The following is a 22658-nucleotide window of genomic DNA, read 5'->3' on the forward strand; positions in this document are numbered from 1 at the left end:
GGGATTCTTCATGGAGAAACAGCAAAACTACGCAGTAGAGGTAGAGGATTTAACCGTGGCCTATGACACCAGGCCCGTACTCTGGGATATTGATTTAAAAATTCCAAAAGGAAAACTAATGGCAGTGGTTGGCCCAAACGGAGCCGGTAAAACTACCCTAATAAAGGCGATGCTGGGACTTTTAAAACCTGTGACCGGAGCAGTCCGCTTTGCAGACGGCAGCGGTGATGTACGGGTTTTGAAAAAACGCATTGGATATGTGCCTCAAAGCGGCAGCGTAGACTGGGATTTTCCGGCTACGGTTCAGGACGTGGTACTGATGGGCTGCTACGGTAAACTGGGATGGGTCCGCCGTCCCCGTAAAATGGATATAGAACTGGCAAAGCAAACACTTCAAAAGGTCGGAATGCAGAATTATGCTGCCCGCCAAATCAGCCAGCTCTCAGGAGGCCAGCAGCAGCGGGTATTTCTTGCCCGCGCGTTGGCACAGGAAGCGGAGGTCTATTTCATGGATGAACCCTTCAAGGGGGTCGATGCCCAAACGGAACGGGCTATCGTATCACTGTTGAAAGAATTGAAAGAGCAGGGTAAAACTGTGGTGGTCGTTCACCATGATTTACAGACGGTACCCGATTATTTCGATTGGGTGACCCTGATCAATCTGCGCGTGGTTGCCAGCGGACCTGTGGACGAAGTATTCCACGAGGAAAACCTGAAAAAGACCTATCACAGCTCCGGCGAGCTCCTAAGGAGTGTGGTGTGATATGAATAGTGTAAGCTCTTTATTTTCAGACTATACCTTTCAAACAGTCGCCCTGGGTTCTGCTCTCCTCGGTCTGATCAGCGGAGTGCTGGGAAGCTTTGCAGTACTCCGCAAGCAGAGCCTCCTGGGTGACGGAGTATCTCACTCAGCCCTGCCCGGCGTAGTGATGGCCTTTGTTTTATTGGGCAGTAAAAAAACTGAAGTCCTGCTGCTGGGTGCACTTATTTCCGGCCTGCTGGCAACGCTGTTTATTGTTGGAGTCGTCCGGCATACCCGGGTGAAGTTTGACAGCGCACTGGCCCTGGTCATGTCGGTATTTTTTGGCTTGGGGCTGGTACTCCTCACCTATGTGCAGAAAATCCCCAATTCCAACCAGGCAGGACTGAAACGCTTCATCTTCGGGCAGGCGTCTACGCTTTTGCAGCGTGATATTACTTTAATGATAATCTGTGGCCTGATACTGCTTGTACTAGTACTGCTGTTCTGGAAAGAATTCAAGCTCTTTACCTTTGACACAGATTTTGCCCAGAGCCTTGGCTTTTCACCTAAAAAACTGAATCTGCTGCTGTCATTCATGATTGTGCTGGCTATCATCATCGGATTACAAACAGTTGGTGTCATTCTCATGAGTGCCATGCTCATTGCTCCGCCGGTGGCAGCGCGTCAGTGGACGAATAAGCTGTGGGTCATGGTGACGTTCTCAGCACTGTTCGGAGCCATATCCGGTATTGCAGGAACTGCTGCCAGCTCACTTGTGCCAAAGCTTCCCACCGGACCGGCAATCGTGGTCTGCGTCAGTATCATTGTTCTTTTCAGTATTCTGTTTGCACCCGGCCGTGGCGTACTGCACCGAATTTACCAACGCAGGAAAAACAAGATTCTATATAAGCTGGAAGGAGGTTCACCGGATGTCCCCTCAAATTGAAATACAACTCATAGCTGTCATTGTGGCGGTGGCCTGTGCCCTGCCCGGAACATTTCTGGTTCTCAGAAAGATGTCCATGATGTCAGATTCTATTACTCATACGATTCTGCTTGGGATTGTGCTTGCTTTTTTCGCCACTCACGATCTTTCCTCACCTTTTCTGATTGCCGGGGCAGCGCTGATGGGGGTAATGACTGTCTGGCTGACGGAGCTATTGAGCCGGACACGGCTTTTGGCAGAGGATGCCGCTATCGGCGTGGTCTTCCCACTGCTCTTTTCCATTGCAATCATTCTGATAACCCGATATGCGGGCTCAGTTCATTTGGATACTGATTCGGTACTTCTGGGTGAACTGGCCTTCGCTCCCTTTGACCGCATGCTTATCGGAAGCGTGGATATTGGCGCAAAGGCAATCTACACATCCGGAATACTGCTATTGATTAACCTTGCTGCAATTATAATCTTCTTTAAAGAGGCCAAGATTGTAACCTTTGATCCTATGCTGGCTGCAGTATTAGGCTTCTCCCCCGCCCTGGTACATTACGGGCTGATGACACTAGTATCTCTTACTGCAGTTGGCGCATTTCAGGCAGTAGGATCCGTTTTAGTTGTCGCCTTTATGATTGGCCCGCCGGTGACCGCATATCTTCTGACAGATGACCTCAGACATATGCTTATTTTAAGTGGTGCTATCGGAGCCGTTAACGGAATTTTCGGATATCAGGCAGCGGCACTGCTGGATGTTTCCATCGCCGGGAGTATGGCTGTAGTGACAGGGCTGCTCTTTATGCTCGTATTCATTTTTGCACCCCATAGAGGATTGATCAGTTCCCTCCTCAGACGCAGAAACCAGAAGCTTGAGTTTGCCAAGGTAACTCTTCTTTTCCACCTTGCCAGCCATGAAGACAGCGCAGAAGAAAACTTTAAACCGGGTATTGATACTATACATGCTCATCTGCATTGGACGGAAAAATTTACATCTAAAATTATCCGCTCACTGGAACATGATGGCTATATTCAGCTTTCCGGCAATTTAACAAACCTGACAGACGAAGGGCGCAGCGCAAGTGCCCGGAGCTATAACGCACTCTTCCCAGGATAACAGTTTTCATAAGTAAAACCTGCCGGAATCCGGCAGGCTTTACTTTTATTACATTTTTCTATTAAATTTGGGAGGAATCCGAAAAATCGGCTTCGTGAAGCCACAAGTAAGCTTCATCTTCATTACGGTCGGTTTGATGCCATGGATTGCCATCCAGGTGACGGATCATCCAGCAGGTGTACATCTGATAGCCAGGTGCTACTGACTGAGGATGCAGCTTGCCTCCGGGAATCGCAGAAAAACTTTTATCTACGCTCTTAAAAACATCATCACCTACAAAGCTGGCGCCAAAGCCTTCCGGCCGGTCAAACATAAAATAATAAAGTTCCGGCTGGGGGTGGCGGTGAGGCAGGTAACCAGACCAGTTCCCCCTGTCATTTAACACCTCGCCCAGAACCATATTGGAATAGGGGGCAATATCAATATCAAAAATTGTGCTGACCCGGCGTTTGGCTACATTGCCAAACTTGCCGACACTGGAATATTTCCAGGGTGCATCCTTGGGTACATAGAACTTTGCCTCAAAGCTCCTGTCATTTTTCGTACACTGAACCAGAATCTCCGTCCCGGCCAATGCTTCTATCTCTACCTCTGTAGTCTTGCTGACGTGAACACAGTAAGGGCCGTCGGTAAAAACATCTTTTCTTTCTCCCGCTTCTTCTTTACCGTCAAACCGGTAAACAATCTTACCACTTAACAGGAGAATAGCCATCTCTTCATCGTTTTTCTTAAACGTCCGCTTTTCACCGGTTTTCAGCCGATAGACACGGATATCCATGAGCATTGCTTTGTATTCATTATCATAAGTTGATAAAATCATTTCTCCCTGATCATCAAACTGGGGATAACCAAATACCTTTTCTTCCATCAGATAATCTCTCCTTTCTAATAGACTCTTGCTTCTTCTCTGGCCTTCTTAACTTCTTCCCAGGCTTCAACAACACTTTCTTTTCCGGAAACCTGAGCCTGACCCACGTTCCACCAGGATTCATAACCATCGGTCATAGTTTTTGGAATAACCTTTAAATCAAACAGACACGCAATCTCTTGCTTTTTCGCATCCTCTAAAGCTGCTTTAAGTTCTGCAATCGTCTTACAGGTATAGGTCTTAAGTCCATAGCCATCGCCAATCTTGGCATAATCAACCGGAATTAAATCTCCACAAGGCTTCTTACCGTCAGTATAGCGGAACTCGGTTGCGAGGCTGCCGATACCATGAGTCATTTCCAGATTGTTGATACAGCCAAAACCACAGTTGTCAAAGATTAAGATATTAACCTTTTGCCGCTCCTGCATAATGGTCATAATCTCACTATGAAGCATCTGGAAGCTGGAGTCCCCAACTACGGTATACACTTCATCCTCAGGCTCTGCAAACTTAACCCCCAGGGTAGCAGCTACTTCATATCCCATACAAGAGTAGCCGTATTCAGCATGATAGCCGCCGCGTTTGTCGGTAGTCCACATTCTCTGCAGGCAGCTTGGCAAGGAACCGCCCGCCGTAATCAGGGTAGCGTTTTCGTCAATCACTTCTCTGATTGCATAAAGAGCCGCAGTCTGTGTAATCTTACCATCCGTAAGCTTGACAAATTCCGGAACTGTCCGGGGATCTCTCGCTTTAATCATCGGCTCAAAATCATCACCTGTATATTCGATGCTGCCTAGGTGCTTCATTTCCGCATCCCATTTAGCCTTCGCGTCCACAATTTCGTTTGTATAAGCGGATTGATAATTAATGTATCTTAACTTCTCACTTAATGCTTCCACCGTCACCTTTGCATCGCCGACAGCTTTGACAGCGTCCATCTTATAAGCATGATAGCGGCAGTTGTTAATCGTTACAAACTGCACATCCGGATTCTGGAACAAGTGCTTAGAGCTGGTTGTAAAGTCAGATAATCTGCTGCCAATGGCAATCACTACATCCGCATCTCTTGCAATTACGTTTGAGGCATAAGTACCGGTCACACCGATTCCGCCCAGGCAATAGGGATCACTGGATTTACATGCACTCTTGCCTCCCTGGCTTTCGCCAAAAGGAATCTTAAACTCTGCACAGAATTTTTCCACTGTTTCACCGGCTTCGGAATAACGTACTCCTCCGCCCACAATTATAAGGGGTTTCTTAGCATCTTTAATAATGCTTACCAGGTCATCCAGCTCTTCCGGAACAGCTACCGGTCTGGTAATACGATGAACCCGTTTTTTGAAGAAATAATCCGGGAAATCAAAAGCTTCACCCTCCACATCCTGAGGCAGAGAGATACAGCAGGCACCTGTCTCGGCCGGATCAGTCAGAACGCGCATAGCATTTATCAACGCGGTCATCACCATCTCCGGGCGGGAAACCCGGTCCCAATACTTACACACTGGTTTGAAAGCATCATTCGTAGTTGTAGCCAAACTATTACTTTGCTCCAACTGCTGCAGCACCGGGTCCGGCTGCCGGGAGGCGAAAGTATCAGCCGGGAATACCAGCAAAGGAATATTATTCACTGTTGCCGTCGCACAGGCAGTCACCATATTAGCTGCTCCTGGTCCTACGGAAGAAGCACAGGGGATAATTTTACGCCGGTTATTCTGCTTGGCATAAGCAATTGCAGTATGGCACATTCCCTGTTCATTACGTCCTTGTAAAACCTTCAGGCTTCCCGGATCAGTATCTAAAGCTTCACCTAACCCTACGGCGATTCCATGACCAAAGATGGTGAAAAAACTTTCTACAAACTTAGTTTCTGCGCCGTCCATTGAAACATATTGATTATCCAAAAACTTCACAATTGCTTGTGCAGTTGTCATTTTTGTCGTCTTACTCACCTTATTTTTCCTCCTCGCCTGCACGGGCAACCATATCCCCGTATAATTCTTTTTCTTCTTTGATAAAAGCATGTACTTCTTCCGGATTAGGAAGGGTATCAGAAGATGTGTTACTCTTCACCATCATTGAGGCCTCGGCAGAACCAAACTCCAGGCAGTCGATAATCTCCCACCCCTGATACAAGCCATACAAAAATCCGGAAGCATAGCCATCACCGCCGCCAAAGCCTTTACGGGCATTAACCGGGAATGGCTTAATAGAAAACTTACCGCCATCATTCGTATAAGCCGTTGAGCCTTTCATACCGTGTTTGATAACTACAATCTTAGCATGATAGTTCTGCCAGTAAGCAGCGCTCTCCTCATCAGTCATGCCAGTTTTGATTAATTTTTCCGTCAGGTCAAATTCTTCTCTTGACCCCATAATAATATCTGCTTCTCTAGCTACCCATGAATAGTAAATGGAAATCTCATCATCATTTTTCCAGCTATAAGGCCGGTAATCAATGTCAAAGATAATCCGGGTATTATATTTTCTGGCCAGCATCACCGCTTTAAAAGCTGCTTCTCTTGAAGGGCTGGCCGATAGGGCTGTCCCTGAAATCAGGAGTGCTTTTGTATTCTTGATATACTCTTCGTCAATATCCGCTACACTTAACTGCAAATCAGCCGGTATATTACGGTACATCAGGATGCTGCTTTCCTTTGGTGACAGCATCTCCGTAAAGGTCAGACACAGCTTCTCACCATTCTCACATTTGGTGATACGGCTGGTATCAATTCCCTCATTATCAAAATAATCTACCACATACTCGCCAAACTGATCGTCAGACACCTTTCCAAAAAATCCGGCCTTCATCCCGTGTCTGGTTACACCGACCGCAATATTGGCCGGAGATCCCCCTACAAATTTCTCAAAAACGTGAACCTTCTTAAGAGGTTTAAAATCCTCTTTCACATCCTCGTTATAAGCCGGATTAAAATCAATCGCCACTCGGCCAAGCAGAACCAAATCAAATTCTCTGTTGTTATCCAGTTCTAAATATTTCATCTCTTCACCTCATTTATTATGTATTTAATAAGTTCTTACCCTCATGATATCACACGCCGCACTCGCGTGCAATATAATAAATAGCACATTATACATATTCTACTATATTGCACAATTTTCACAGTTTTCAACTAGTACTTTTTCCCTTTCTTGTAATCAAACAGACAAAAAGCACGCTGAAGTGCGTGCTTTTTCATTTTTAAAATCTTTATTTCTGCAATTTTCCCTCAGATGTTATATTTTGTTTTTATAACAATATCGGTATAGTAGTATTCTTTCGTTGGCAGAGCATCCGCAAAGATTAAATTTTCCAGGATACATAAGGCCTGGTGCCCCTGCATGTATCCGTTTTGATCCAGAATAAAATCAAAGCCATCACTTTTTAAACCGGCAATATTTTCAGGGGTCAAGTCATAGACAATAACAAAGGGGCGCTGTTTGGATGGAATCTTTTGTTTTGCTAAGGCTTTTAAAACTCCCTCCTGACCGGCAGAAAATACCACGATACCTTTCAAATCAGAAAAAGTATCCAGACTTTTAGACACCAGCCGTTCCACTTCCCCGGGTTCATCAAAGCTGCTTTGAACCCCTACCAGATGAAGATCAGGGAAGTTCTCTTTTAATTCAGAGGTAAAGCCCTCCACCCGCATATTATTGACACTATTGCCAAAATGGCCCGTAATAGCCAGAACCTCGCCTTCTTTTCTCGCAAGCAATCCCATCAGTCCGGCGGCGGCCCGGCCACTGCGGATATTATCCATACCTACAAAACAGCTGCGCTTAGTACCAATAATATCAGTATTGAAAGTAACAATCTTAATCCCCTGCTCAATCAGCTCATTGATTTTATTGCGGATCTGATTCCCGTCAACCGGCATAATTGCGATTCCCGCTACCCCCGCTTTCTCTAACCGCAGCAGAGACTCCATCTGGGAATCTTCACTTACATTCTCACATTCCTCAATGAGTAATTCAAAGTCTTTTGAAGCCGTTTCTTTTGCCGCATCCTGGATACCTTTTCTAATCCTGCTCATAAAAGAAGCACTTGACAGCTGCGTCACAATCCCGATTTTGACCTTCTTTTTATTTTCACTTTTCCTTTTCCGGGGCACATACTCCATTTCATCGGCAATCTGCAATATTCGCCTTTTCACATCAGGATTAATACGCCCCCGCTTATTAAGGGCACGGTCTACTGTTCCCCGGGACACTCCCGCCCGGTCTGCGATATCTTGAATTGTTCCAGCCATCCTTTGGTCACCTCTTATCACGTATTTTCTAAGAACTGATTATAACACACACGCAAAACGCACGCAACTTAATTATTTATAATGATAAAAGCACATAGTACTAAAAATTACGACAGGGATTTCTTGATATTATCCGTTTGAGCATATATAGTGTTACATATAACGAAAAAGGACTGATTTTAACAATTCTCAAACAACAGCATGATATAGTAATTTTGATTTTTTGTCTTGGAGGTCTGATGATGATAAATATATTAGTAGTGGAAGATGATAGTAAGCTAAATCAAATCGTATGCTCCCATCTTTCTGATAACGGGTATGCGGCAAAAGGCTGTTTCGACCCCAGTGAAGCTTATGATTTGATGTATGGGCGTTTATACGACCTTATTATTTCGGATATTATGATGCCGGGGATTGACGGCTTTGAATTTGCAAAAACGGTACGCTCTCTTAACAAGACTATTCCTATCCTGTTTATGACGGCGCGGGACGATATCGAGTCCAAACAAAAGGGGTTTCACTCCGGGATTGATGATTACATGGTTAAGCCGGTCAATTTAGACGAGCTTGTGCTGCGTGTTGCCGCACTCTTACGCCGGGCAAATATCATGGACGAAAAAAAGCTGACGGTTGGCAGCCTCACGCTGGACGCGGACGCACTTTCTGCAAGCATTGATGATGATGAAATCCCAGTAACTGTCCGTGAATTTAATATCCTCTTCAAACTGCTGTCCTATCCGAAAAAAACATTTTTTATCAAGGTGATACATCGCATTCCAGCGAGGGTAACGGCCTGGGACTCGCCCTTGCATATAGGGTGGTTGACAAATTAGGAGGGGAGTTGGAGGTTACCAGTGAACCAGGAAAGGGCAGCATATTCACTGCGACTATCCCCCTGAATTATTAACAGGGTATTATTAAGGAAAGGTGCTTACTCCCGAAATGGGATAAGCACCTTTTTTTGTTTTAATATTTTAGAAACAATTCTCAAGCAATTTATAAACAACAACATCGTAAAGTATGAGTATCAAAACGATATAAGGACAGGAGGTATTACTATGAACGAAACAGTTATAGGCGATAATGCTTTTATCGGCTATGAGTACAAAGATGTAACAATCAAAAATGATATGGTTTCTGTATATGCCGACGGCTACACCAACTTTGGCTGGACCTTGGAGGGAACTTCTCACCCCATACAAAAAGTGGGCTCGGTTACCCTGAAATTAAAACGCGACCGGAAAATCCGCAATAAAGCAGAGCTAACCCGCCTGCAACGGCAGTTTGACGCTTGCGTAAATGACATTATTGCACTGGACCATTCAAAGGTCATTGCCGCTGCTGCGACTGCTTATGTAATAGGCATATTCGGCACTGCTTTTATGGCAGGTTCTGTATTTGCATATTTGGCAGATATGCTTCCCTTAATGGTTATTCTGGCAATTCCCGGCTTTGTCGGCTGGATAATCCCTTATTTTTGCTATGTTCATATTAGCAAGAAAAAGACAGATAAAGTAACACCTTTGATCGACGGAAAGTATGACGAGATTTACGACGTTTGCGAGAAGGCAAATAATATGCTTTCCATATAAACCTACAAAAACACGAAAGGAGGATACACCATGAACTCTGCTGTTATCGTCGTTGCCGCTATTGTGGTTGTTGTCGCTGCCGGCATTGCCGTTTTCATAAAACGACGCAAATAAGCACTAAAAGGAAATGTTTAAACAAAAAAGCCATTGGGAGAGTAAAAACTACCAATGGCTTCTCTGTTTTTCCAGAGTTCTTATTTCCCGGCAGCCTTTTCAGCATCATTTTGCGGATATAAGACCACCTCCAGCGCTTTCCCCTCCTGCATTGCCGCTAAACCAGTGCCAAACTCCTTAAGAGGCAGCCGATGAGTAATCATCCTGCTGAAATCACAACGCTTGCTCTTTAGCAGTCTGGTTACATTTCCAAGGGTGTAATTGCCAATATAGTTCCCGTAAATTGTTATTCCTTTAGCCGTAATATCATTTTGGCATAATTCCTGACGAACCATCCCATTCTGTCCGAATAACAAGATGCTCCCGCCTTTTTTTACAGCCTTTATTGCTTCGGGTAATAATACACCAACCGCGTCTATTACAATATCAGCACCAATTCCGCCGGTTTCTTTTAAAATCTCTTCATTCAGGTCTTCTGCAGACGGATCAATCACCCTGTCAGCTCCCTGACCCAAAGCATACTCCTTACGAAATGCTGAAATTTCCGAAACCAGAACCCGGCCTGCTCCGCACAGGCGCATCAGGGTAGTGAAATACAAACCAATCGGTCCCCCGCCCAGTATCAGCACCGTATCACCCGGCATGACCTTAAGCTTCTTAACCGCTCCCATAACACAGTTTAACGGTTCCGCAAAAATTGCTTCATCAAGGGAAACCATGTCATCAAGAACGGCCATTTGCTGTTCCGGCGCCACCGCATACTGTGCAAAGACACCATCTATATGTACTCCCATGGAAGCCATCTTTGTACAGAGATTACTGCTGCCGCTCTGGCATGCCGGGCATACGCCGCAGGGCAGGTTATTATCAAGGATAACCCGGTCTCCCTTTTTAAGTGTCCTGACACCGTCTCCCGTTTCTACTACTTCGCCAACACATTCGTGTCCAAGAATAATACCTTTCGTTGCCCTGATTCCCGGAGGGTTGTGAAGAATATGAACATCTGTACCACAAATACTGGCCCTTAATATCTTAATTTTTACATCCTCATCCCGGGTAAGTTCCGGTACTTTCCGGGTGATAACTTCGTACCTTCCGTTTTCAGTGAAAACAACCGCGTCCATCATCTTACTCATTTTCTTTTCCCTCCAGATATGCCTGGTGCAATTTAAGGCAAAACTCCAGGCTCATTGTTCCATCATAAGCAGTAACCTGTGGCTTTCTTCCATTTATAATGCACTCCACAAAATCATCCATTTCCTTAAAAAAAGCCTCACTCCAACGGCTGATAAAGCTATCCTGGCAAGCTTCCAGATGACCTTCCGCCACCAAAGCAGACAGATAATTACGCCGGGGAACATGATTAACCCTAAGGGTTCCCTTCGTCCCCACAATTTCGGACTCTACATGACTGCAAGTCCCGGTCCTCCCCACTTGTATATAAGCCATGGTACCATTATCAAACGCGGTCAGTGACGCACCATTATCGTAATCATCATAAGCAGCCAGCTCCTTGCAAACATAAGCTCCGCCATAGGCGTGAACCTTAATCGGCTCGCTCCCTAAAAACCACCGGGCCAAATCCGTATCATGGCTCCCCATTTCAATAAACCAGGGGACATAAATACCGTTCTTAACTCCTTCCAGGTGATCCGGCAGTACTTCTGCGGGATCAATGCTGCTGCCCTTATACATAATCGGCACGCCAATCTCCCCGGCTTCAATTCTTTCCTTTGCTTCAGCATAGGAAGGATCAAAGCGCCGCATAAATCCCACCGTGAAGCATTTACCGGCATTTTCCTTCACAGCTGCTTCTATTTCTTTGCAATCTTCCAGGGTCTTCGCCAGGGGTTTCTCACAGAATATATGTTTTCCGGCTGCACACGCCTTTAAAACGGGTTCCTTATGTGCATCCGCTCCAGTAGCGATAACTACCGCGTCAAGCTCCGGAAACGCCAACAGTTCATCAACAGAAGTAAAACCGTAAGGAATGTTATACTCTTCTCTTACTTTCTCAACTTTCTCCGGAGTTCTCCCGCAAACTGCTGCCACCTCTGCTGTCTTTATCCTGTTTTGTAAGTTCTGCAGGTGTATTTTGCCCATTGTTCCCAGACCAATTATACCAAACTTAATTTTTTTATCCATTTTTTACTCCTATAATCCCGTCTGCTCTTTGACGTATTTACGCGCCTTAAGGGCAAACTCAAAAGGATTGGCAAGAGCCGGATCCTGTTCGGCTTCTACCATCATCCACCCGGCATATCCCTTTTTCTCAAGTTCTGCAAAAACCCCGGGGAAATCCACAAACCCGTCTCCCGGAACCGTAAAACAACCAGCTAACACCGCCTGCCTGAACGCAAAACCTTCCCGATAAGCCTGCTCCATTTTTTCTTTTCTAATATCCTTTAAATGTACATGACCGGTTCGGCCTGCAAAGAGAACCGCTGCCCGCACAACATTTTCTCCGGCAAATGTAAAATGCCCGGTATCAAAACACAAATAAACATATCGAGGGTCGGTATTATCCAATAAGCGCCGGGTCTCTTCAAGGGTTTGCACCACCGTCGCCATATGATGGTGAAAACACAATTTAAAGCCCCGGGCGGCTGCAATTTTTCCCAGCTTGTTTAAGCCATCGCAAAGCTTCTCCCACTCCATGTCACTGGCAAGAGGCTTATGCTCACCAAACATGGATACCCGCTCAGCAAACAAGCATCTGGTTAACTCGCAGACATTAATCCGCTTCGCTCCCACCGCCTCTAAAAAATCCAATTGTTTCATAAACGCTGCTTCATTTTCCTCATAGGGCGCTGAACACAAATAACTGGAAAACCACTGGCTGGCAATCTTAAGCCCCCTCATTTCTAATGCCTTATTCAGCACCGCCGGATCAGCAGGAAACCTGCCGCCCACTTCCGTCCCGGTGAAACCTGCCAGGGCGGCTTCCGAAACCATTTGTTCAAAGGTATTGTTCCCGCCCAACTCAGGCATGTCGTCATTCGTCCATCCGATAGGTGCAATCCCCAGTTCAATCTTACCAAATCCCATTTAAACATCCTCCTATTATAGACATCTTCCTGCTATAGGCATTCTGTATCTGTTCAGAACCATGAACAGTTACAACATTCTTCCCATGTTCTGCTCTTCAGTGACTTAAGCACAGCGCTGGCTACGCCATCCACCTTGGCTGCCATAGCAAAATTCGCGGCATATTCACCTCCGGCCATGGCCTGCATTAATTCATGGGCCTGTAATACTTTCATATCATCAAAGCCAATGGCAATCCCTCCAGCCGGCTGAAAATACTTATAACCTTTATGTTCCGGGTTTAACAGCACTGTGCGGAAACCACTGTCCCGCCCCTTTCTCTTATCTGCATCCTGCTTAAAATAGACCTGCACTTCGCACATCCGCTCGAGATCATAGACTACCGTTCCCTTCGTCCCCTGGATTTCATAATAGAAATAATTCTTCCGGCCGGTAGCAACTCTGGATGAGGAAAAATCACCAATAACTCCGTTTTTATACTTTACCAGAAAGGTAATAATATCATCATTTTCAACTTTACCAGTTTTGTCACTGCCGGCAATCGGGCGCTCCGGGACCACAACTGAATCAATCCCGATAACCTCTTTGATATCCCCAAGAATCATCTGGGATACGGATAACAGATGACTGCATAAGTCCCCTAAAGCTCCCGAGCCGGCAGTCTCATTTACATGGCGCCAGGTCAGGGGCAGTTTGGGATCAAGGAGCATATCCTGATCGTAAGTTGCATGAATCCGCATGATTTCACCAAGCTCTCCGGTTTCTACTAACTCCTTAACATACTGGTTTGCCGGATTCATTAAGTTAGAGAAGCCACAATAATTAACTACTCCCTTTTCTTTAGCCAGCTCCGCCAGAATTTGCGATTCCTCACCGGAGAGAGATAAAGGTTTCTCACAAAAAACGTGCTTTCCATTTTCCAGGGCTGCCTTAACCATTTCAAAATGCATATTGTTAGGGGTGGCTACATCCACCAGGGTAACTGCGGGATCCGTTACCACCGCGCGCCAATCGGTCGTATAACGCTTATACCCCAGAGACTCGGCGGCTTCCTTCACCTGTTCCTCATAAACATCCGCAATGATTTCAAAGACTGGTAAATCATCTCCAAAAATCATTCCGGCATGGTGAAAGGCTACCGTGTGAGCCCGCCCCATCCAGCCGGCACCAATCAAGCCAATTTTTGTTTCTTTCATTTTCTTGTCCTCCATAAAAATAATTTAAAATTAACTTTCTATGACCCATCTTCACAACTTCCATTTGACAGGTTCTTTCCCACATAATATAATATTTGTTAATGATTATCACTACATATTCTTGTCATAAAATAACATAAAATTGACCTTGTGGAGGAATGAGAATGAAGGATGTTGGTGTCTTGAAAGATTCGGAACGTTTTTATTATGAACCTGACCCTTTTACGAAAAAAAATCTCTGCTATATCCCTCATGCAGGGATCTATCACTGTGACCAGCATTATATCGTGGAACGGGAATGGCTTGACACCTGCCACGTAATCATTGTAGATGAGGGCAGCCTGATGGTCAGATACCGGGGCGAAGAAAAAAAGGCACCTGCCGGGAGCCTTGTACTATTAGACTGCCGGGAACCCCATTGTTATTATGCCGGCACCGATGACCTGAGAATGCGTTGGTTCCATTTAACCGGAAGCAGCAGTACAGCCTATACCAATATGTTGTTAAAGCACCAGGGTTGTATTTTCTATCCGCAGAATTTAACTTCTGAGATTGAGCATTGCTGCGAGCGTATTATCAAAAATGTTAAGCAGGCAAACACCTCACCTCATACTATGGCTCTTTATCTTCAGCGCCTGCTAACACAACTGGCAGAACTTAATAGCGAACAGGAAAAGGGAAATCTGGAACTGTTATTGGAGGATACAATCCAATATATGGAAGAGCATCTGGGACAAAGTAATCTGTCTCTGAATCAGCTCGCCGAGAAAGCCTCCCTCAGTACCCATTACTATTTACGCAAGTTTAAAGAGGCTTATCAGGTAACCCCTCACCGCTATCTCCTTCAACTGCGCATCAGGCATGCCAAGAAACTGCTCAGCACTACCGCCGCCAGTATTGAGAATATCGGCGAGACGTGCGGCTTCTGCAACACTTCACACTTCATCCATAATTTCCGCAAGCTGGAAAACATAACTCCACTTCAGTACCGTTCCCTATGGAAATAATAGCTTTCTATACTAAATAGTTATGGCGTTCTTATCCAGGTGAAAAAACCACCACAGCTAAGAACGCCACTTTATCATACCTTCTTTATATTCTTACGCATATCTAATACCACCGAACCAATAATGATAATACCTTTTAAAATATTCGTCATATTATCATCTACACCCATCAATACCAAACCGTTATTGATAACTCCCAGAATCAGGATTCCGGCAATGACTCCGGTTACGGAACATACACCGCCGGTATGGGAAGTACCGCCAACCGTGGCTGCGGCAATTGCATCAAGCTCATAGTTAAGACCTGAAGTAGAAGGATCTGAAGAACCGGAACGGCCGGCCAGCAATACACCGCCAAGAGCTGCCATTAAGGAGCACCAGACATAAACCTTAATCAGGTTTGCATTAACATTAATCCCGGCCACTCTGGCAGCCTGAGAATTTGCGCCGATGGCGTAAAGACTCTTGCCAAAACGGGTATGAACCAGGATAAACCAGGAAATAACCGCTATAATGATAAAGACGATGACAATCATTGGTATCCCCAATACCCGTCCGCTTCCCAGAAAACGATAATCATCAGAAAGCTTCGAAACCGGGCGGTTCGAAAACATCTTTGCAGCAGCCCGGCATATCAGCTGGGCACCCAGAGTGGCAATAAATGCCGGGATTTCCGTATAGGCAATGATAGCCCCAATACATCCGCCAATTGCCGCCCCTAATAATAATCCAATAAGAATTGCTGCAGGTGCCGGAAGCCTTGCCCCGCTTGAGAGTGTTCTCATTGCAAAGTCCGTCGGCTGTACTAAGGCTCCGCTGACTGCCCCCACTAAAGCCGCCACTGCCCCTAATGAAAGATCAATTCCCTTAGTCAGGATGGCAAAAGCCACACCAAAGGCCATAATCCCCTTGATTGCTTCTCCGGTCAATAACGTTGTCAGGTTTGACACTGTGGCAAAATTACGGTTTGCAATCGACATAATAATAACCAGCGCAATCAAAACCAGCCAAATCATATTATCTGATAAAAATTTCTTTCTCTGAATACTCACTTATTCACCCTCCTGAACCATGGATTTACTTTCAACTTCTTCTTTAGTCGCATATTTCATAATTAATTCCTGTGATAAATTACAGCGGTCAAGGACACCGGTTACTCTGCCTTCATGCATGATCACCACCCGGTCGGACACACCCATAACCTCCGGCAGCTCTGATGAGACAACGATAATCGCCTTCCCGGCTTTTGCCAGGTCAGAAATAATACGATGAATTTCTGCTTTTGCTCCTACATCAATTCCGCGGGTGGGCTCATCTACAATCAAAATATCCGGATCCGTTAATAACCAGCGTCCAAGTAAAACCTTCTGCTGATTCCCCCCGGACAAATCCTGAATCTGAGCATCCATGCTGGGAGTCTTAATACTAAGTCTGTCGATATATTCCTGTGTATCTGCAGCCATTTTCTTTGAATCAACCGGGAAACCATAGGTCTTCAGATTTGCAACCACCGTATTAAACCTAACACTCAAGATTCCAAGGATACCATTCCCTCTCCGGTCTTCCGTTAACAAGGCAATCTTATTAGCAGCGGCATCTTCCGGGCTTTTAATGTTAACCTTTTTCCCATTGATGTAAACTGCTCCTCCGGTTTTTGGCCGCATTCCGAAGATGGTTTCCATAGTCTCGGTACGTCCGGCCCCAACCAGTCCGGCAAAACCAAGAATCTCACCCTTATGTAATTCAAAAGATACTTCTTTTACCGCTTTCCCGGAACTAAGCTTATCAACCCTTAAAATAACCTCACCAATTTCACATTCCTCTTTAGGGAACATCTCTGTAATCTCCCGGCCTACCATCCGTTTGATAACCTCGTCCTGGGTCAAATTACAGGCCTGGTCGGTAGATATGTAAGTTCCATCACGGAAAATAGAAATATCATCACTGATTCTAAAAATTTCATCCATTTTATGAGAAATATAGATAACCGCCACATCTTTCGCCTTCAGCTCAGCGATAATCCGAAACAAATCTTCTACTTCGGAATCCGTCAAAGCCGAAGTGGGCTCATCCATAATGACAATCGAAGAGTTGTATGAAATAGCTTTCACAATTTCTACCATCTGCATCTTAGCTACGGTAAGATTTTTCATCTTCTCGTCAGGATTTAAGTCAACACCCATTTTCCCAAATAACTCCAGACAATCCTGACGCATTTTTTTATAATCAATAAAAATCCCTTTTTTAGGTTCCCGTCCAAGCCAGACATTTTCACTGACCGAACGCTCCAGCACAGGCGATAACTCTTGATGAATCATGGAGATTCCATCATTTAATGCCTCTTCTGTCGATTTATACTTTACGGCTCTGCCTTTATAGGTAATTGTCCCTGCATTCGCAGCGTACATCCCAATCAAACATTTCATCAGGGTCGACTTCCCGGCCCCGTTTTCCCCCATCAGGGTATGAACAGTACCTGGCCGCACCTTTAACTGAACTCCGTTCAAGGCCTTCACACCGGGAAATTCCTTAACGATTCCCTGCATTTCCAGAATGTATTTTTCACTCAATACCTTCACCTCATTCTTTTGCTGAAAATGGGGGGAAAATGAATTCTCCCCCGTCTTCCATGCTTTGCTTTAATTATTAGCGGTTGTCATACTCATCTACATTATCAATTGTTACCGGTTCAAAAGGAATCCATAAAATATTTCCGGTTTCGTCAAGTTCCCAGTCGGTTCCATCGTTAATTGCATTGCCGTTAATCAGGTTTTTAGCGGCAATCAGTGCTCCTTTTCCCTGTCCTTTCGGATCCTGGAATACTGTCATGTCTAAAGTGCCGTCTTTTACAGCCTGACGGCCATCTAAAGAAGCGTCAATACCTACAATCGGTACAGTAGTGGGATCTATACCCTGATCAATCATTGCTTCAATTGCCCCGAGAGCCATGGCATCATTGTTAGAAATAATTGCATCATATTTTGCAGTCTTTAAGAGTGGTGCAATCATATCCTGAGCATTTTCTCTTTGATATTCAGCCGCCAGCGGAGCCGTTGCTTCTACCCCTTTAACGCCGTTATCCTCCAAACCTTTTAACAACGACTCGGTTCTCAAAGTGGTGGAGGTCTGACCTAAAATACCATTAAGAAGAATATAGCTAAATTCACTCTTTCCTTCCGCTTTAAAGTGTTCTGCTAACCATTCACCCTGGAAATAGCCAGAAGTACTTTCATCAGAGCCAACATAAACTACTTTTTCATTTAAGACAGAATCATCTGAAGGGTAGCGGTTCACAAAAACTACATACATATCACCGGCAGCTTCCACACATTGCTCTGCTGTTTCCGGGTCTACCATGTTGATAATAACAGCCTTTTGACCATCATTCTTTGCACTTTCAATAAACTGAAGCATTTTGCTGGTGTCAGACTGTGCATCAACAGTATTGAGATTAATACCCATTTCTTCTGCTTCCTTTACAGCTGCTTGTTCCATTTCTCCAAGCCACTCATCTCTTTGGGACATAATCAGGGTTAGCTTGGCAGAATCACTGTTACTGCCGCTATCGCCATCACTCTTGCTGCCAGAGTCTGTGTCACTGCCTCCGCCTCCGCAAGCAGTCAGTAACCCGACCACCATCACCATTGCACTCAAACCAGCCAACATTTTCCTCATCTTTTTCATTTTCTTTCCCTTTCTTTTCCTTTATATTTTTAATGCCCTTGGCACAATTACTATCCTAATAGCTCCTTTTCAATCCTTTCTCTGGCTTCCGGAGCCTGCTTATCCATCTTCTCAGGAAAACCAAAATAAGAAACGGTTGCGATGGATTCACCGCCCACCTTAAAGGTGCGGTCTTTAAAGTTCATGGCCCTTAGCGCAGCAAAAATCTCTTCGAAGTTTACATCCCCTTCCCCCATGGCCAGATGCTGATGCACAGTTACATCGGCAGCTCCGCGGCTGTTAAGCCATGGTGGATTTACGATATAGCGGCAATCCAGTTCCTGATTAAATGTATCCGCAAATAAAACGTGTGATAAATCTTCGCCTGCATACTCTAACATCTTTCTCATCTCGCCCTTGCCCTGGTCATAGAAGAAACCATGAGCTGTAGCAAAAACATATTTCAGATAATCGGAACGGAAGGATTTTACCAAATCACAGCACTCATTATTCAGCTCACAGAAGTCATATGGATGAGATTGAATCTCAATCCGGATGCCTTCCCGCTCTATAACCGGCAGCAATTCTTCCATCGACTTAAACCACATTCCATTGCAGATTTCCTGCTGGTTCGGATCGCCTGATAATTCCGTATTAATAACCCGAACACCCAGTTCCACAGCGATTTCAATCAGCCGTTTCCAATTTTTTACTGCAAATTGTCTCTGTTCCTCTGTGGGTCCCGACCAGCGGTACACCCCGATTAATGAGGACAGTTCAACACCTGTTTCCTTTAAGGCTTTTTTGTACTCAGCCTCGCACTCTTTAGAAAACAAGGGATGCTTATAAAAAGGATTAATCCGGGGATGGGGGGATTGTTCGATATATTTATATCCCCAGTCTGCCACCTGGTGAACCATCCGGTTAATATCCATTTGCTTCGCCAATACATCCACATCAAATGCTATTTTCATCCTTTCACCTCCACATAATATAATATTTGTTAATGATTATCACTACATATTTTTGTCTTAAAATAACATAAAATTGGCCTGCTTATAAACCTGTCTTTTCGGCAATATATTTCCGGGCTTTGATGGCGTATTCCAGGGGATTCGCTTTCGCCGGATCTTGTTCGGCTTCCACCACCAGCCAGCCTGCATAACCTGACTCTGCAACAATCTTAAAAAGGGGTTCGAAGTCCACATCTCCATCGCCTGGTACCGTAAAGACACCTTCTCTGACACCTTTCAGAAAACTCCAGTGCTCTGCCTTCGATTTATCTGCCAGCGTCTGACGAATATCCTTCAAATGAATATGCCGTACCCGGCTTATGTATTTTTTAAGAATCTTAGCCGGATCGATTCCTGCAAAGGATAAATGTCCGCTGTCAAAAAGTAAGAAGACATATTCCGGATCAACCAAATCCATAAAACGGTCGATTTCTTCTTCAGTCTGAACTACCGTTCCCATATGGTGATGGAACGTCAGCTTCATCCCTTTATCTTTCGCAGCTTTTCCTAATTTATTAAGACCATCTGCCAGCATCTTCCACTCATCTTCATTCATCACATACTTGCCTTCCCAGATGGGCTGATCAAGCCTGCCTTGAATGCTATGGCTTTGTTCGGAGACACCGATTACATCTGCACCCACGGCCTTTAAAAAGTCAAGCTGTTTTATAAAGTCTTTTTCCACCTCTTCATATGGTTTGGTAATCAAAAACGTGGAAAACCAGCTATTACAAATCGTAAGTCCGCGCAAATCCATTGCCTTTTTCAGCACCGCCGGGTCATCAGGATATTTGGCTCCGACTTCTGATGCCTTAAATCCTGCCAGGGCAATCTCACTTATTGTCTGCTCAAAAGTGTTTTCTTTCCCCAGATCCGGCATATCATCATTCGTCCACCCGATTTGGGAAATGCCCAGTTTGATTTTATTATTATCCAACATCTTGCCGCCTCCTGTCTAGCTAAAGTATTTATGAACAAAAGCCTTCGTAACTTCTGCCGCTTTCCTGACATTCTCTGCATGGGGGAGAGCATAGTATTCCGGACGGAACTCTTCGATGGTACAAACTCCATCAAAACCGATCTTTTTAAGAGCGGCGGCAATTCCGGCATGATTAACAACTCCTTCTTCCGGCCACAGCCTCTTATCATCACCGGCAGAACCTAAAGGTAAGTCTTCGCAGTCATTTAAGTGATAAGCAAAAATTTTCTTCCCTTCAGCCGCTTCCAAGTCTTCAAGCTTTGAACACATTTCATGGAAGTGGAACGTATCAACGGTTACCCCAACATTCTCCCGGTCAACCGCTTTTACTACGTCATAAGCTGTCCCAAACTGGTTAATGGAACAATTGGGTGCCCCACAAAACTCCAGTGAAATCTTAATATCCGCTCCTACCTTGTCACTTAAGTAACGCAGCCTTGCTACCGCCTCTTCCTTAATCTCAGAAATTGTTTTATCTTTCACATCAAAGGAAGGTACAGTAATCAACATCTTCATTCCAATCGCCTTGCATACCTGGATGATAAAATCAGTTTCTTCATCAATTTCTTTTTTCCCGGCTTCATCTCTCTGATTAAAGAAAATCAACGTGTTATAAGCCCAGGGTTTCAGGTTATGATTCTTAAACCAGTCAGCCAATTCTTCCAATGTATGATCTTGCAAATAATCTTTTATACAATCAAAGCGAATCTCAATATAATCAAAACCATTCTTTTCGCAGGCTTCCAAATCTGCCATCAATGACTGTCCCTGGCACTCCAGCGCTGTTGCTTCGTTAAATCCAATTTTCATTTTCTAAAAATCTCCTCTTCTTATTTATAAAAGTCCGGTTTTTCAACTTCTGTTATGATCGGTTCGATTTTGCCGCTTTCCTGTGCTTTTACTAACGCATCAGCGGTAACTGCTGCCAGATACCCGTCCCAGGCAGTGGGGCCGCTGATTACTTCCTCCCCAGCCTTATCAACCCAGTCCTGAACCTCCACATCGTAGGCATCTTTGAATCTGACAAAGCAGTCAGTATCGATGGTAGTCGAAAGTCTGGCATCCTTACGAATATAGGGGTAGGCCGGTTCGGGCATTTTAATTGCACCATCTTCACAAACCACTTCACAGTTAATGTCATAACCAAACTTGCAGTTAACAAACACTTCTACATCAATGCAAACGCCTTTTTTAGTTCTGAGGAGCATAATCTGAGGATCATTAAGCTCGGAGTGAGAATACTTGGTGATTCTGGGCATAATCACCTGAGCAGATTCATACTCATCATCTACCAGCCAATGCAGTACATCTATCTCATGGATTGCAGTGTCATGAACCGCCATCGGAGTATTGTAGTTTGTACCAACTTCGGGATTACGGTGTGTACAATGAAGCATTAACGGTTCACCATAGTTACCGGAATCCAAGGCTTCTTTTACTTGCATATACCCTTTGTCATAGCGCCGCATAAAACCAGTTTGAATCAGATGTTTACCGGCAGCAACCTCAGCATTTACTACCTTAAGGCAATCCGCTGCCGTCGTTGCTAATGGTTTTTCACAAAAAACTCTCTTTCCGGCTTCAATTGCTGCTAACAGCGGCTCGGTGTGAGCAAAGCCAGGAGATACAATAAACACTGCTTCTACTTCCGGATCAGCAATTAATTCAAGTTCGTTGGTATAAACCCTTGCATTGCAGATTTTAGCAGCTTCTTTTGCACTTTCTTCCATAACATCAGAAACCGCAACTACCTCTGCGCCCTGAATCTTATTGGTCAAACGCTTAATATGGTCTCTGCCCATACCACCGCAGCCAATCACTCCTACTTTTAACATAATGTTCCTCCTTATTTTGTAATAATTCTAATGTCCTTTATTAAGGTATTGTGTATCTGTTCAGAACCAGGAACAGTTACCGTGTTGTCATATTAACATATTGCCCACGTGGGCGCAATGTATCTTTTGAACATATTTCACAAGCTATTTTTGTCAATAATCACAAATTGATAAATATTAAACAATAAGTTTGGGGTATTTTTAGAAACTTTACACAAAAAAACAAGTCGGATTTCAGTAATTGTTTCCGACTTGTTTTTTATTTAACTAGTGAACTGTGCCACTGTTGTTCAGGTAAGCTGC

General features: G+C 44.6%; 22 protein-coding genes. 7 read left to right on the plus strand and 15 right to left on the minus strand.

Going from position 1 to position 22658, the window contains the following annotated elements:
- Positions 1–10: 10 nt before the first annotated feature.
- Genes A8805_RS10670 through A8805_RS10680 form a run of 3 tightly spaced genes read left to right on the plus strand, consistent with a single transcriptional unit; the run spans position 11 to position 2790 of the window.
- On the plus strand, positions 11–763 hold the full coding sequence (locus A8805_RS10670; RefSeq protein ID WP_109710919.1) for a metal ABC transporter ATP-binding protein: 753 nt from the start codon (positions 11–13) through the stop codon (positions 761–763).
- Between the two features lies 1 nt (position 764).
- Positions 765–1688 carry a metal ABC transporter permease gene (locus A8805_RS10675; RefSeq protein ID WP_109710921.1) on the plus strand — a complete coding sequence of 308 codons (924 nt, stop codon included), beginning with the start codon at positions 765–767 and terminating at the stop codon, positions 1686–1688.
- The gene (locus A8805_RS10680) at positions 1672–2790 is read left to right on the plus strand and encodes a metal ABC transporter permease (protein ID WP_109710923.1); all 1119 of its coding nucleotides are present in this window, start codon (positions 1672–1674) and stop codon (positions 2788–2790) included. The genes A8805_RS10675 and A8805_RS10680 overlap by 17 nt, the downstream gene beginning before the upstream one ends.
- A 61-nt stretch (positions 2791–2851) precedes the next feature.
- On the opposite strand, the gene A8805_RS10685 is transcribed toward A8805_RS10680, so the two are convergent.
- The 4 genes from A8805_RS10685 to A8805_RS10700 all read right to left on the minus strand — a co-directional run bounded on the left by A8805_RS10685 (position 2852) and on the right by A8805_RS10700 (position 7908).
- Positions 2852–3658 carry a 5-deoxy-glucuronate isomerase gene (locus A8805_RS10685; protein ID WP_109710925.1) on the minus strand — a complete coding sequence of 269 codons (807 nt, stop codon included), beginning with the start codon at positions 3656–3658 and terminating at the stop codon, positions 2852–2854.
- 17 nt (positions 3659–3675) lie between these two features.
- Positions 3676–5607: a 3D-(3,5/4)-trihydroxycyclohexane-1,2-dione acylhydrolase (decyclizing) gene (gene iolD, locus A8805_RS10690; RefSeq protein ID WP_109710927.1), complete on the minus strand. Its 1932-nt coding sequence runs from the start codon at positions 5605–5607 to the stop codon at positions 3676–3678.
- 1 nt (position 5608) lies between these two features.
- Entirely contained in the window at positions 5609–6658 is a 1050-nt protein-coding gene (gene iolC, locus A8805_RS10695) for a 5-dehydro-2-deoxygluconokinase (RefSeq protein WP_109710929.1), read from the minus strand.
- 227 nt (positions 6659–6885) lie between these two features.
- Positions 6886–7908 carry a LacI family DNA-binding transcriptional regulator gene (locus tag A8805_RS10700; RefSeq protein WP_109710931.1) on the minus strand — a complete coding sequence of 341 codons (1023 nt, stop codon included), beginning with the start codon at positions 7906–7908 and terminating at the stop codon, positions 6886–6888.
- 242 nt (positions 7909–8150) lie between these two features.
- Here A8805_RS10700 and A8805_RS10705 point away from each other — a divergent pair, with 242 nt between their 5' ends.
- The 3 genes from A8805_RS10705 (at position 8151) to A8805_RS10715 (ending at position 9500) form a co-directional block, all read left to right on the plus strand.
- The gene (locus tag A8805_RS10705; RefSeq protein WP_109710933.1) at positions 8151–8741 is read left to right on the plus strand and encodes a response regulator transcription factor; all 591 of its coding nucleotides are present in this window, start codon (positions 8151–8153) and stop codon (positions 8739–8741) included.
- Positions 8702–8815, plus strand: coding sequence for an ATP-binding protein (locus tag A8805_RS22585; RefSeq protein WP_242992355.1), 114 nt, complete (start codon positions 8702–8704; stop codon positions 8813–8815). The genes A8805_RS10705 and A8805_RS22585 overlap by 40 nt, the downstream gene beginning before the upstream one ends.
- A gap of 151 nt (positions 8816–8966) precedes the next feature.
- Entirely contained in the window at positions 8967–9500 is a 534-nt protein-coding gene (locus tag A8805_RS10715) for a hypothetical protein (RefSeq protein ID WP_109710937.1), read from the plus strand.
- 194 nt (positions 9501–9694) lie between these two features.
- On the opposite strand, the gene A8805_RS10720 is transcribed toward A8805_RS10715, so the two are convergent.
- From A8805_RS10720 to A8805_RS10735, 4 genes are read right to left on the minus strand one after another with little or no spacing between them, the layout of a single operon-like run.
- Positions 9695–10750 carry a zinc-dependent alcohol dehydrogenase gene (locus A8805_RS10720; RefSeq protein WP_109710939.1) on the minus strand — a complete coding sequence of 352 codons (1056 nt, stop codon included), beginning with the start codon at positions 10748–10750 and terminating at the stop codon, positions 9695–9697.
- Positions 10743–11759 carry a Gfo/Idh/MocA family oxidoreductase gene (locus A8805_RS10725; protein ID WP_109710941.1) on the minus strand — a complete coding sequence of 339 codons (1017 nt, stop codon included), beginning with the start codon at positions 11757–11759 and terminating at the stop codon, positions 10743–10745. The genes A8805_RS10720 and A8805_RS10725 overlap by 8 nt, the downstream gene beginning before the upstream one ends.
- Positions 11760–11768: 9 nt before the next feature.
- Positions 11769–12662 carry a myo-inosose-2 dehydratase gene (gene iolE, locus A8805_RS10730; RefSeq protein ID WP_109710943.1) on the minus strand — a complete coding sequence of 298 codons (894 nt, stop codon included), beginning with the start codon at positions 12660–12662 and terminating at the stop codon, positions 11769–11771.
- Between the two features lie 53 nt (positions 12663–12715).
- A complete protein-coding gene (locus A8805_RS10735) occupies positions 12716–13858 on the minus strand; it encodes a Gfo/Idh/MocA family protein (protein WP_109710945.1) in 1143 nt (380 codons plus the stop codon).
- Positions 13859–14022: 164 nt separating this feature from the next.
- On the opposite strand from A8805_RS10735, the gene A8805_RS10740 reads away from it, so the two are divergent.
- Positions 14023–14865 (plus strand): AraC family transcriptional regulator, encoded by an 843-nt coding sequence (locus tag A8805_RS10740; RefSeq protein WP_181392800.1) that lies wholly within the window; start codon positions 14023–14025, stop codon positions 14863–14865.
- Between the two features lie 74 nt (positions 14866–14939).
- Here the strand turns inward: A8805_RS10740 and A8805_RS10745 are convergent, their stop codons facing one another.
- From A8805_RS10745 to A8805_RS10775, 7 genes are all read right to left on the minus strand, one after another.
- Entirely contained in the window at positions 14940–15917 is a 978-nt protein-coding gene (locus A8805_RS10745) for an ABC transporter permease (RefSeq protein WP_242992340.1), read from the minus strand.
- Positions 15918–17435: a sugar ABC transporter ATP-binding protein gene (locus A8805_RS10750; RefSeq protein WP_242992342.1), complete on the minus strand. Its 1518-nt coding sequence runs from the start codon at positions 17433–17435 to the stop codon at positions 15918–15920.
- Between the two features lie 76 nt (positions 17436–17511).
- The gene (locus A8805_RS10755) at positions 17512–18549 is read right to left on the minus strand and encodes a sugar ABC transporter substrate-binding protein (protein ID WP_109710949.1); all 1038 of its coding nucleotides are present in this window, start codon (positions 18547–18549) and stop codon (positions 17512–17514) included.
- Between the two features lie 50 nt (positions 18550–18599).
- Positions 18600–19502, minus strand: coding sequence for a sugar phosphate isomerase/epimerase family protein (locus tag A8805_RS10760; RefSeq protein ID WP_109710951.1), 903 nt, complete (start codon positions 19500–19502; stop codon positions 18600–18602).
- An 82-nt stretch (positions 19503–19584) separates the two neighbouring features.
- A complete protein-coding gene (iolE, locus tag A8805_RS10765) occupies positions 19585–20481 on the minus strand; it encodes a myo-inosose-2 dehydratase (protein WP_109710953.1) in 897 nt (298 codons plus the stop codon).
- A gap of 15 nt (positions 20482–20496) precedes the next feature.
- Positions 20497–21330, minus strand: a complete 834-nt coding sequence (locus A8805_RS10770; protein WP_109710955.1) for a sugar phosphate isomerase/epimerase family protein — start codon at positions 21328–21330, stop codon at positions 20497–20499.
- A gap of 20 nt (positions 21331–21350) precedes the next feature.
- Complete coding sequence (locus A8805_RS10775) at positions 21351–22355, minus strand: Gfo/Idh/MocA family protein (RefSeq protein ID WP_109710957.1); 1005 nt, start codon at positions 22353–22355, stop codon at positions 21351–21353.
- Positions 22356–22658: the final 303 nt, after the last annotated feature.

This window comes from Faecalicatena contorta (genome assembly GCF_003149105.1).
GTDB classification, from domain to species: Bacteria; Bacillota; Clostridia; order Lachnospirales; family Lachnospiraceae; genus Muricomes; species Muricomes contortus_C.